Source organism: Mesorhizobium sp. P2_E10, from assembly GCF_056404235.1.
Genome location: NZ_JBFUEK010000002.1, coordinates 21,185 through 32,871 on the forward strand (window position 1 = coordinate 21,185; position 11,687 = coordinate 32,871).

The window sequence follows — 11,687 nt, forward strand, 5'->3', positions numbered from 1 at the left end:
TTTTTCGCGCGGGTAGCGCTTGTGCGCTTCCTCTGACGCCGCCTATCGCGTAAGGCCGGGGAAAATCCTCCAGGGCTCGCGAACAGGCATGATACGTCTCGAAAGCATCAGTAAACAGAACGGTCGCCAGATCGTCTTCATCGAGGCCTCGGCCGCCTTGCAGAAGGGCGAGAAGGTCGGTCTCGTCGGCCCCAACGGCGCCGGCAAGACGACGCTGTTTCGTATGATCAATGGCGAGGAGCAGCCTGACGAGGGGCAAGTCCAGGTCGATCGTGGCGTCACCATCGGCTATTTCAGCCAGGATGTCGGCGACATGGCCGGCCACAGCGCGGTCGCCGAGGTGATGAACGGCGCCGGGCCGGTGAGCGACGTCGCCGCCGAAATGCGTGAGCTCGAACACGCCATGGGAGATCCCGACCAGGCCGACCGGATGGACGAGATCATCGAGAAATATGGCGAAGCGCAGCACCGCTTCGAGGAACTCGACGGCTACGCGCTGGACGGCCGCGCCCGCGAGGTGCTCGACGGTCTCGGCTTTTCCCAGGAGATGATGGACGGCGATGTCGGCAAACTCTCCGGCGGCTGGAAGATGCGCGTGGCGCTGGCCCGCATCCTTTTGATGCGTCCCGACGTGATGCTGCTCGACGAGCCGAGCAACCATCTCGATCTGGAAAGCCTGATCTGGCTGGAATCCTTCCTCAAGGGCTATGACGGCGCGCTCTTGATGACCTCGCACGATCGCGAGTTCATGAACCGCATCGTCAACAAGGTGGTCGAGATCGACGCCGGTTCGCTCACCGCCTATTCCGGCAACTACGAATTCTACCAGCAGCAGCGGGCCATCGCCGACAAGCAGCAGCAGGCGCAGTTCGAGCGCCAGCAGGCGATGTTGGCCAAGGAGATCGCCTTCATCGAGCGCTTCAAGGCCCGAGCCTCGCATGCCGCCCAGGTGCAGAGCCGGGTGAAGAAGCTCGACAAGATCGATCGCGTCGAGCCACCCAAGCGCCGCCAGACGGTTTCCTTTGATTTCCAGCCGGCGCCCCGCTGCGGCGAGGATGTCGTCACGCTCAAGAATGTCCACAAAGGCTATGGCAGCCGGTCGATCTATGCGGGGCTGGATTTTCAGGTCCGCCGCCGCGAGCGCTGGTGCATCATGGGCGTCAACGGCGCCGGCAAGTCGACGCTGCTGAAACTGGTCGCCGGCGCTTCCGAGCCCGACAATGGCACGGTGGCGCGGGGCCCGAGCGTCAAGATGGGCTATTTCGCCCAGCACGCCATGGAGCTGCTGGAAGGCGAGCGCACGGTGTTCCAGACGCTGGAGGACGCGTTTCCGCAGGCCGGCCAGGCGCCGCTGCGGGCACTCGCCGGCTGCTTCGGCTTTTCCGGCGACGAGATCGACAAGAAATGCCGCGTGCTGTCGGGCGGAGAGAAGGCACGGCTGGTGATGGCGCTGATGCTGTTCGATCCGCCCAATCTTCTGGTGCTGGACGAGCCGACCAACCATCTCGACATCGCCACCAAAGAGATGCTGATCACGGCGCTGTCGCAGTATGAAGGCACCATGCTGTTCGTCTCGCACGACCGCCATTTCCTGGCCGCACTCTCCAACCGCGTGCTGGAACTGACGCCGGAGGGCATCCACACCTATGGCGGCGGCTATACCGAATATGTCGAGCGCACAGGGCAGGAAGCGCCGGGGCTCAGGGGGTAGGGGAAGCCTCGGCATCGCGTCCCAGCATTCAGCTCCGATTTCATCCTCTCTTCCGCTATTCGACTTCCGGAACACTCGGCCCGTCTCCGCAAGAGGGAAGCGGGCCGCTGGTGTGTTAGATGCTGGCTTGCACTCTGTGGAGCGCGGCATAGAGTCCGCCGGCCGCCATCAGCGCGTCGTGGCTTCCTTCTTCGCCGATCCCGTCCTCGGTCAGCACCAGGATGCGGTCCGCATGGCGCACCGTTGACAGGCGATGCGCGATGACAATGGTCGTGCGTCCCCTAGTCAGTTCCAGCAGCGCCTGCTGGACGGCCCGCTCGCTCTCATTGTCCAGCGCGCTTGTCGCCTCGTCGAAGATGAGGATGGCCGGGTTCTTGAGGAAGGCGCGCGCAATGGTCAACCGCTGCTTCTGCCCGCCGGACAGTTTCACGCCGCGCTGCCCGATGTCGGTGTCGTAGCCGTCGGGCAGGGCGATGATGAAATCATGCGCGTTGGCCGCCTCGGCGGCAGCGGCAATCTCGGCGTCCGTCGCGTCGAAGCGGCCATAGCGCAGGTTCTCCGCCACCGTGCCGCTGAACAGATAGACGTCTTGCTGTACCACCCCGATACTGCGCCGCAACGATGCGAGGCTGATGTCGCGCACGTCGATGCCGTCGATCAGTATCTGTCCGGCACTGACCTCGTAGAAGCGGGGGATCAACGCGCACAACGTACTCTTGCCGACGCCTGACGAGCCAACCAGCGCGACGAATTCGCCCGGCGCGATGTCGAAGGCCAGGCGTTTCAGTACATGAGCGCCCTCGGCCTCGTAGCGGAAGCCGACATCGCGAAAGCTGACCGCCCCGATCGGGCGGCCGAGTTCGACCCTGCCGTCCCGGTCCTCGATGTCGGGAGCGGTATCCAGAAGTTCCATCGCCCTGACAAAGCCGGTGTGACCCTCCTGCCAGAGCCGCGCCAGATTGGCCAGGCGCGACACCGGGTCGACCAGCACCGCTACGCACAGCAGAAAGGTCAGCATGTCGGCGACGCTGAGCTCAGCGCTCAGCACGCGAACGGCGCCGGCGACGATGACCAGCACGGTGATCATCTGGGCAAAGGTCGCCGTTCCCAGCGAAAAATAGGCCTCGCTCAGATAGCCGTCCCGGCGGCTTTCCAGGAACATCGCGTTTGCCTGCGCGAAACGCTGTATTTCCAGATCTTCATTGGCAAAGGACTGGACGACCCTGATGCCGGTCAGAGAATCTTCCAGCCGCTCGTTAATGGCGGCGATTCGCTCCTTGCTGCGTCGCACGGCCCCGTTCATGCGGCGGTTGAAGTGCAGGGCATAGATCACCGCGAACGGCGTCATGATGGCAATCAGCGCGGTCAGCACCGGGTCGATGATGGTGAGGATGACGAAGGCGCCGAGGAACTTGAGCGCTGCGATGAACAGGTCCTCGGGGCCGTGATGGTAGAGTTCGCCCAGCGATAGCGAGTCGTTGGTGATGCGGCTCATCAGTTGTCCGACACGCTGCCCGTCATGGAAGCTGAAGGACAGTTTCTGGCAATGCTCGAACAGCTCCTGGCGGATCGCGCTCTCGATCCTGGCGCCCATGACGTGGCCCTGATAGTCGACGAAGAACACGGCGACTGCCTGGATGGCCACCATGGCGAGCATGAGTCCGCCCGAGACGTAGATATGGCTGAGCGTCTCGGCTGCCTGCGGCAAAGCCAGCAGACCCCTGGTGACATGGTTGGCGAAAACCGGCAGTGCAAGCGCCGTCGCGGCAATGAGCACGGCGCACGCCAAGTCCGCCGCCAGCAGAGCCAGATGCGGCTTGTAGTACGACAGGAATTTGCGCGCGTGTGCGAACCGCCGGCTACGCTCAGCCCGCGCGGAAAATCCGGCCGAAGGCGGTGAAGGTTTACCTAGGGATTGGCTATGGCGCGCGTCGGCATGCGTCCTCGCCCGGGAAAAGTGGCGTTGCATAAAGCTTCATGTCCTGTTGATCGATCTCTCCTTTCCGGTTGGACATGAAGGTTCTCATCTCACTCTCCTGCTGCGAATGGTCGGACAATTATGCCAAGTCGGGCGCGAGATCGCAACCCGCGCGCTCAAACGTCAGCCTTGCTTGCGCGTCTCACCTGCGTCTCGCGCAGCAAAAACCGCTGGAAGCGCCGTGGTTGCGGAGCTGACGGATTGGGAAGCGGATGGGAGCTCGGTCTACCAAGGTTGCTTCGCCATGACCGGTATTGACCCGGCCTCCTCGATCAGTCGAGCCCGGCGACGCGCAGCCCCTCGATGTAGCGTGCCCGATCCCTTTCGTGCACGATGGGGTGGTATTTCTCGACCCAGTCCACGGACACGGATGGATGCAGGCGCCGTGTCTGCGACAACGCGTGGGCGGCGGTGGGGCGGTCGCCAGCCATGCCGGCCGAGGCGGCGTATGTGCGCCACGCCGTCCCGAAATTCTGCCTGAGATCCACCGCCCGCCGCTCGAATTCGGCCGCCTCGGCGTAACGCCCGGCCATGAAATGACAGAGCCCAGCGACGGAAAGGCTGCCTGCTTGCGTGAAATCGCGCGGGCTGAGCCGGTCGGCCAGCGCGACATGGTGCAGGCCGTCGTCGGGCATGCCCGCATAGGCATAGGTCGATCCGAGGATCATATGCGCGTAGGCGAGGCTCGGATTGAGAGTGATCGCCTCGGACAGGGCCTTCACGGCCGGGTCGAAGCGGCGCGAGGCCATATGCACGAAGCCCGTGGCGAAGTGCGTCCACGGGTCCTCCGGGTCGCTGCGAATCGCCCGTTGCGCCATGTCGTGGGCAGCAGGCAGGGCGGCTTCCGAATCAGCCAGTCCAAGCATCGACTTTGCGGCGAGGCCCCAGGCAATCAGGCAGTTGGCGCGCGGATAGTCGGGGTCGATGTCGACAGCCTTTTTCAGCAGCCGCTCGGCGATCTCGAAATCCGGCAGCGAAGCCCAGGTCCAGACATAGGGCATCGCCTTCATCACGAAGCCCCAGGCATCGAGGTTGCCGGGCGACCGGCTCTGGAAACGCTCCTGCTCCGCAATGTAGAGCCTGGGCTCGATGGCGCCGATGACGCTTTGGGCGATCTCGTCCTGCAGCGCGAAGAAATCGGCGATTTCCGCATCGTAGCGCTCGGCCCAGATCTGGCGCCCGTGGTCTGCGTCGCTCAGCCTGGCGTTGATGCGCAGCCGCTGCCCGGAACGGCGCACGCTTCCGTCGAGCACATAGCGCACGCCGAGCTCGCGCCCGATCTGCTTCACGTCGACCGCCTTGCCGCCATAGGTGAATGATGAGTTGCGGGCGGACACGAACAGCCAGCGCAGCCGCGCCAGTCGGGTGATGATGTCTTCCGCGAGGCCGTCGCCGAAATATTGCTGCTCGGCGTCGTCGCTGAGATTGGCAAAGGGCAGCACGGCGATGGACGGCCCGGCCTCGGCACTGTCGGATGGGGCAGCAGCGGTGTCGAGGCACTCCACGGCGCCACCGAAGCGGTAGCCGACCCGGGGGATTGTCGCGATCCACTCGGCGTCGTCGGGTCCCGGCCCAAGCAGTTTGCGCAGCAATGCGATCTGGACCGAGAGATTGCTTTCCTCGACCGCCGCTTGCGACCATGCCGCGTCCATCAGCGCCGCCTTGGACAGGACTTCGCCGGGTCGTTCCACCAGCGCCGCCAGGAGCAGCACGCCGCGATAGCCGACCGGAACGGGCAGGCCCTGCCGGAGCAGCGTTCCCGCTTCAGGGTTGAGCTCGAACGGACCGAAGGCAAAACGCTTCCCCACCATGGCGCAAACTAACATCTTTTCGGAGCTTTTCGGAAGTATTCGGGCAGGCGCCCGCGACGCCACCGCCCGCTGGGCTCACCCTGTCACCACGTTTTGAGACAGGAGAGCCGGAAATGTCTGCTGTTGTTTTTGACCGTGTGGAGTTAGAGACGGAGACCGAGCAAGCCGTTCCAGCGAGCAGGACGTGCCCACGTGACGAAGTATTCCGCGCCGCCCTCGAGCGCTATGTGGCGGACTACATCGCCTGCCAGAAACGCCGCGGCAACGGAAACCACAGCGGCGCCCAATGCCACAACGACAGCCCCATCCAGGACGACTCGGCTAGTTCAGCACCCGCTCATCGACTTCGTCGATGCTTCTCGTGCCGGTCAGCGCCATGGTGACGGACAGTTCCTTGCGAAGGATCTCAATGGCGGTCGCCACACCAGCCTCTCCGCCGGCACCGAGGCCGTAAATATAGGCTCGCCCGACCAGGCAGCCTCTGGCGCCAAGGGCGAGCGCGCGCATCACATCCTGGCCTGACCGAACGCCGCCGTCGAACAGTACCTCGATTTCGGAGCCCACCGCTTCAACGATCTTCGGCAGCTTGGAGATCGTCGATGGCGCACCGTCCAGCTGCCGGCCACCATGGTTGGACACCACGATCGCGGTTGCGCCAGCCTTGCTGGCGGCGCGCGCATCGTCGACGTCGAGAATACCCTTGATGATCAGCTTGCCTGGCCAGATGCTCCTGATCCACTCGACGTCATTCCAGTTGAGTGTGGGATCGAACTGATGCGACACCCAGTCCGCGAGCTCCTTGACGCCTTGCTCGCCTTTCACATGGCCGGCGAGATTTCCGAACGTCCAGCGCTTGGCAGTGAGCATCCTCCAGGCCCAGGCGGGCTTGGTCGCCATGTCGAGAAGATTTCGTACTTTCAGCGCCGGCGGAACCGACAGCCCATTCCTGACGTCGGCGTGGCGCTGTCCCAGCACCTGCAGGTCGACGGTTAGCACCAGCGCGCTGCAGCGTGCAGCGAGCGCCCGCTTGACAAGCGAACGCGCGAAGCCGCGGTCTTTCATCACATAGAGCTGGAACCAGAACGGCTTCTCGACCGCCGCGGCAACGTCCTCGATCGAGCAGATCGCCATTGTCCCGAGTGTGTAGGGAACACCGGCCGCCTGTGCGGCGCGGCAGGCGAGGATTTCCCCATTGGCCCACTGCATCCCGCCAATGCCGATTGGTGCCAACGCGATCGGCAGCGAAGCCTTCTCGCCGAGGATCATCGTCCCCGTATCCCGTTGCGAAACGTCGACCAGCACGCGCTGGCGGAAAGTGAGCCGCGCCAGATCGGCGCTGTTGGCGCGCAAGGTTTGTTGCGAGTAGGAGCCTGCCTCGACATAGTCGAAAAAGGCCCGGGGAACGCGGCGGCGGGCGGCCTGCCGCAGATCCTCGATGCAGGTCATGGTCTTCAGGAGCGAAGGCGCCGGTGGCGCCTTGGCCCGGTCGCCCAAGGTTGTGGCTTCCCTGAATTGTTGGAGATCGGGCACTGCGGTGATCAGCCTGTCCATCGTCGGCTCCCAACGAATATTAGCCAATTCTAGTCCATTGAATGTCGCGACCGCGCGGATGTAAACTCACTAGCGAGTATACATTCATCGGCCTCAGCCCCGTGCCCAGATCGTCCGACCACACCAGGCCAGTGATATTGCAGGCGGCGTATAAGCTCTTTCGCCGCCGGGGATTCTTTCGCGTCGGCATGGATGAGATCGCAAGCGCCGCCGGCGTCACCAAGAAGACGCTCTACTATCACTTCGACAGCAAGGACGCGTTGCTGACCGCTGTGCTTGCCTCACAGCATGAACGGGCTTTCGCCGAGTTCCAGACCTACGGCATCGACCTGTCAGGTGGTCCGGAGAAACTGGTCGACAAGCTCTTCGGTGGACTGGCAACATGGTCGGCCAAGCCACGGTGGGCGGGGTCGGGGTTCACCCGGCTGGCAATCGAGCTTGCCGATCTCTCGGGGCATCCCGCACGCTCGATGGCGCGCCAGCACAAAGCCTTGATGGAACAGCATCTGGCAACCCTTCTCGTAGAAGCGAAGGTGGCATCGCCGGGTGAGCGGGCACGCGAATTGCTCCTGCTTGTCGAGGGTGCGATGGTCATGATCCTGATCCATGGCGACCGAAACTATTGCACTGCCGCGGCCGCCGCAGCCAAAAGGCTGATCGTGAATGGACCCGACGTTGCGGGCTGACGATCATGCCTTCGTTGGCCAGGTGCGGGCACGCGAACCTATCCAAGTAGATCAGGCTGTTGCCTGAGGATGCGGTCGTGCAGCGGTTGGCATTGAAACCAGCCAGCTTGTGCCGTTCCGTTCACGGCGCGGGTGGCACGGGCGTTTTCCGGGTCTACCTGGAGCGGCGTGCCCACGCTCTCGGCGAGGAACTGCGCCTGGCAGCAGCGTTCCATCGAGATGAACCACCAGACGGCTTCGTCGACGGTCTGGCCAACCGTGAGCAGACCGTGATTGCGCAGAATCGCCGCCTTGTGGCCGCCGAGGCTTTCGGCGATCCGCGCCGCCTCGCTCGCCTCCGTGACCATCACCCGTGTGTCATCGAAGAAGACGTGATCCTCGTAGAAGGCGCAGGCGTCCTGCGTGATCGGGTCGAGCAGCCGGCCGACCGCCGACCACGCCTTGCCATAGATGGAATGCGTGTGCGCAGCCGCCACCACATCCGGCCGTGCCGCGTGGATCTGATGATGAATGGCGAAGGCGGCGACGTTGACCGGCATCGTGCCCTCGACCACCGCGCCCGTGGCGTCGACACGGATGAGGTCGGAGACCGTGACATGCGCGAAATGCATGCCGAACGGATTGACCCAGAACGTGTCGGTGAATTCCGGATCACGCGCCGTGATATGTCCGGCGACGCCTTCGCTGAAGCCCAGCGCTCCGAAGATGCGGAAGCCGGCGGCAAGTCTTTCCTTCCGGTGTTGCCGCTCCTGTTCCAGGTTTTCGAAGCTGGGTGGCCGTTTGAAAAGAGGCTCATACGCCGCCTGCTTGCTGACGGCCAAATCGCTTTCGGGAATTGACGTGACGATGTTCATGGCGTCCTCCTTGAAGTCCTGCACCGTCTGCATGACGGCAGGCTCCAGATTGGAGAAGCCTCGAGACAGCGTCTCAAAGGCGGCATCAATACTTCCGAATTCTTCCGAATAGATGCGAAACTGTTCGGTGCCGTGGCGATGATCCGACCAGGATCAGCGAGAGCCTACTTGCCGGCCATGTGATCGGCAAGCTCCTGAACCTGCTTGAGCAGCGCCGGGAAGGCCGGGTCATCAGGCAGGTGCTCGCCCATGCAGGTGCGATAGTCGGCGTCGCCTTTTTCCATGGCGGCGTTGGCGGCATCGAACGCCGTTTCGTCCTTGAGGTCCGAAGCCTGGTAAGCCTCCTGGAATTTCTGGGCGGCAGCGTTCGCAGCAGTCCACACGGCGTCGCAGGCCGCGATCTTCGGAACAGGGCGTGCCGCAGACGCCGAGGCGATCATCACGCTGTTGCCCTTGACGAGGGTGACGATGACCTGCTGGTCGTCAATCGGCCCCAAATCCTGCGTCCAGCCGCCGAGCCGCGCAAAAGCCAGGTCGGCGCCTTCAGGCTTCTTCAGCGGCAAGTCGAGCGTCCCCTCGAATGCGGCGTCGCTGTTGATGGCCTGCGTGTAGAAGGCGTCGAGTTTCAGCGCCGCATCGATGCCGGCGGGCAGTTTGAAGCTCTCGTCGGTCTCGGCGGCTCTGGACTGCAGCCAGCGCTCGAGCAGGCCCCGGGTCGTTGCCACCAGGCTCGGGCCGTCGTCGCCTTTGGCGTATCTCAACCCGTCGAGCATGCCGAAGCCGATATCGGCATCGCTGAGGCTTTCGAGATTGATCGTGCCGGTTGCCGGAAAATCCTTGACCGTCACGGGGCCGACAAGGGCGGAAAGACGCCTTTCGAGATCGGCCAGCGCTTTTGCGCCGGCGGCATCGAGCGTTTCCACCGGTGCGTTCGAGCTTGCCAGCGCCGCGATTGCGGAAATCGCCTTGTCGCGCGCCGCGATATAGTCGTCCTCCGGCGAAGCCGCGAAAGCAGCACTGCTCGCGAGCGCGAACAGAAATGTCCAGACCAGCCGCATGATGTAGCTCTCCGCTCTACGTTGTATCCAAGGACAATACGAACGTTTGAAGACAAGATCAGGCTAAAACAAGGCTGGAAACGCCGACGTTGGAGCCGCTGATCTCCCCCCTCGAGGGGGAGATGTCGCCGAAGGCGACAGAGGGGGTCGTCTCACATAGTTCGCCAGCGTCGTCTATCGCCGCCGAGGACGCCGGCGCTTCACGCGCAGCGACCCCCTCTGGCCTGCCGGCCATCTCCCCCTCGAGGGGGGAGATTGGCGCTCAGGCGCAGCGTCAGCCCTTGCGCTTCTCCACCTCCGCCTTGCGCAGCAAAAACCGCTGGATCTTGCCGCTCGGCGTCTTTGGCAATTCGGTGACGAAATCGACCTCGCGCGGATAGGCATGTGCCGAGAGCCGCTTCTTGACATGCTGCGCGAGTTCCTCGGCTAGCGCCTCGCTGCCCTGGTAGGCCGACGCCAGCACCACGAAGGCCTTGACGATCTCGGTGCGCTGCGGATCGGGCACGCCGACCACCGCCGCCTCGTTGACCGCCGGATGCTCGATCAGTGCGCTTTCGACGTCGAATGGGCCAATGCGATAGCCGGCCGAGGTGATGACGTCATCCGCCCGGCCGATGAACGAGACCGAGCCGTCCGGCTCATACTCGACCGTGTCACCGGTGCGGTAATAGCCGCCTGCTATCGCCGGCGTCTCCGCCTGGTGATAGCCGTCGAACCAGCGCAGCGGCGAATTGGCGATGTCGACGGCGAGAATGCCGGGCTGGTTGGGGCCAAGCTCCCGGCCCGCTTCGTCCAGCACCACCATGCGATAGCCCGGCATCGGGAAACCTGCCGAGCCCGGCCGCACCGTGTGCGACAGGCCGTGATGGTTGTTGACCATCATGCCGTTCTCGGTCTGGCCGTAATGGTCATGAATGGGGGCGGCGAGGTGGGCGTCGAACCAGCGGATCACTTCCGGGTTGAGCGGCTCGCCGGCGCTGCTCACCACCCTGAGCTTCCCCTTGATGCGGGCAGCGGCCGCGGCGCCTTCGGCCATCAGCAGGCGATAGGCGGTAGGCGATCCGGCGAGGCTGGTGACGCCCAGCCGCTCGATAATGTCGTAGGTGCTTTTGGCGTTGAAGGCGCCCTCATAGAAGGTGGTGGCGATGCCGAGCTGCAGCGGCCCGGTGATGGCGTAATAGAGGCCATAGGCCCAGCCGGGATCGGCAATGTTCCAGAACACGTCGCCGGGCCTCAGCCCGATCGCCTCGCGCATGTAGGCGCCAAACGACATCAGCGCCTTGAGCGGCACCGGCACGCCCTTGGGCAGGCCGGTCGTGCCCGAGGTCGACATCATCATGAACAGGTCGTCGCCCTTGCGCAGCACCGGCTGGCAATCGGGCGAGGCGGCGGCAAGGGCGGCGCGGAAATCGATGTCGCCTGCCGGCACGGTGTCGCCGGCGCCGAGGATGGTCGCGACGCGCGGGCTCTTTTCGATCTCGTCGAGCTTGCCACGATTGGCCGGATTGGTCACCGCCAGCTTCGCGCCGCTGTAGCCCAGCCGGTGCTCGATGGCTTTCGGGCCAAAGGCGGTGAACAACGGCTGGTAGACCGCGCCGATGCGCCAGGTGCCAAGGATGAACGCCACCAGTTCGGGAATGCGCGGCAGCATGCCGGCGACGACATCGCCGGGGCCGACGCCCAGATCCTTCAGCAGGGTGCCTGCGCGTCCCGACATGTCGGCGAGATCGTCGAAGCTGAATTCGCTCAGGCTCCCGCCGGCCGAGATGGCGCGCAGCGCCAGACGATTCTGGCCAGTGTAGCGGCCGCAGCATTCGAGATAGGCGTTGATGCCGGTCGCAGGGTCGCCATCAAGGCGCGCGACTTCATCCTCGATGCGAAAGCGTTGAACGGCATCCTCATAGCGCGGCAAGCCGGTCGAAGCTCCAACCATCGCGGCATTCCTCCCGTAGCGGCGTCCACCTCCTTGTGGACCATCGTCATGGCCGGCAGGATACCCAAGATCGCGCTCGTGGTCGATGAGGAGCCAGGACCGCCC

The 11,687-nt window shown here is 64.1% G+C and carries 8 protein-coding genes; 2 read left to right on the top strand and 6 right to left on the bottom strand.

Features of this window, described 5'->3' with window-relative positions; all coding sequences use genetic code 11:
• The first annotated feature begins 88 nt into the window (after nucleotides 1-88).
• The gene (locus AC1D0N_RS04720) at nucleotides 89-1,711 is read left to right on the top strand and encodes an ABC-F family ATP-binding cassette domain-containing protein (protein WP_477241943.1); all 1,623 of its coding nucleotides are present in this window, start codon (nucleotides 89-91) and stop codon (nucleotides 1,709-1,711) included.
• Between the two features lie 115 nt (nucleotides 1,712-1,826).
• Here AC1D0N_RS04720 and AC1D0N_RS04725 read toward each other — a convergent pair whose 3' ends face one another.
• The 3 genes from AC1D0N_RS04725 to AC1D0N_RS04735 form a co-directional block, all read right to left on the bottom strand.
• On the bottom strand, nucleotides 1,827-3,680 hold the full coding sequence (locus AC1D0N_RS04725; RefSeq protein WP_477241945.1) for an ABC transporter ATP-binding protein: 1,854 nt from the start codon (nucleotides 3,678-3,680) through the stop codon (nucleotides 1,827-1,829).
• Between the two features lie 281 nt (nucleotides 3,681-3,961).
• Nucleotides 3,962-5,500: a winged helix-turn-helix domain-containing tetratricopeptide repeat protein gene (locus AC1D0N_RS04730; RefSeq protein WP_477241947.1), complete on the bottom strand. Its 1,539-nt coding sequence runs from the start codon at nucleotides 5,498-5,500 to the stop codon at nucleotides 3,962-3,964.
• 321 nt (nucleotides 5,501-5,821) lie between these two features.
• Entirely contained in the window at nucleotides 5,822-6,955 is a 1,134-nt protein-coding gene (locus AC1D0N_RS04735) for an alpha-hydroxy acid oxidase (RefSeq protein WP_477243084.1), read from the bottom strand.
• A 137-nt stretch (nucleotides 6,956-7,092) separates the two neighbouring features.
• On the opposite strand from AC1D0N_RS04735, the gene AC1D0N_RS04740 reads away from it, so the two are divergent.
• Nucleotides 7,093-7,737 carry a TetR/AcrR family transcriptional regulator gene (locus AC1D0N_RS04740; RefSeq protein WP_477241949.1) on the top strand — a complete coding sequence of 215 codons (645 nt, stop codon included), beginning with the start codon at nucleotides 7,093-7,095 and terminating at the stop codon, nucleotides 7,735-7,737.
• 38 nt (nucleotides 7,738-7,775) lie between these two features.
• Here the strand turns inward: AC1D0N_RS04740 and AC1D0N_RS04745 are convergent, their stop codons facing one another.
• From AC1D0N_RS04745 to AC1D0N_RS04755, 3 genes are all read right to left on the bottom strand, one after another.
• A complete protein-coding gene (locus AC1D0N_RS04745; protein ID WP_477241951.1) occupies nucleotides 7,776-8,624 on the bottom strand; it encodes a class II aldolase/adducin family protein in 849 nt (282 codons plus the stop codon).
• A gap of 131 nt (nucleotides 8,625-8,755) precedes the next feature.
• Nucleotides 8,756-9,649 (bottom strand): hypothetical protein, encoded by an 894-nt coding sequence (locus AC1D0N_RS04750; protein WP_477241953.1) that lies wholly within the window; start codon nucleotides 9,647-9,649, stop codon nucleotides 8,756-8,758.
• Nucleotides 9,650-9,923: 274 nt separating this feature from the next.
• Complete coding sequence (locus tag AC1D0N_RS04755; RefSeq protein ID WP_477241955.1) at nucleotides 9,924-11,582, bottom strand: acyl-CoA synthetase; 1,659 nt, start codon at nucleotides 11,580-11,582, stop codon at nucleotides 9,924-9,926.
• Nucleotides 11,583-11,687: the final 105 nt, after the last annotated feature.

Excerpts from the sequence above, each read along its gene's own strand:
- AC1D0N_RS04720 (WP_477241943.1), top strand. The coding sequence starts at position 89 with ATGATACGTCTCGAAAGCATCAGTAAACAGAACGGTCGCCAGATCGTC.
- AC1D0N_RS04725 (WP_477241945.1), bottom strand. The coding sequence starts at position 3,680 with ATGCAACGCCACTTTTCCCGGGCGAGGACGCATGCCGACGCGCGCCAT.
- AC1D0N_RS04730 (WP_477241947.1), bottom strand. The coding sequence starts at position 5,500 with ATGGTGGGGAAGCGTTTTGCCTTCGGTCCGTTCGAGCTCAACCCTGAA.
- AC1D0N_RS04740 (WP_477241949.1), top strand. The coding sequence starts at position 7,093 with ATGTCGCGACCGCGCGGATGTAAACTCACTAGCGAGTATACATTCATC.
- AC1D0N_RS04745 (WP_477241951.1), bottom strand. The coding sequence starts at position 8,624 with ATGCAGACGGTGCAGGACTTCAAGGAGGACGCCATGAACATCGTCACG.
- AC1D0N_RS04750 (WP_477241953.1), bottom strand. The coding sequence starts at position 9,649 with ATGCGGCTGGTCTGGACATTTCTGTTCGCGCTCGCGAGCAGTGCTGCT.
- AC1D0N_RS04755 (WP_477241955.1), bottom strand. The coding sequence starts at position 11,582 with ATGGTTGGAGCTTCGACCGGCTTGCCGCGCTATGAGGATGCCGTTCAA.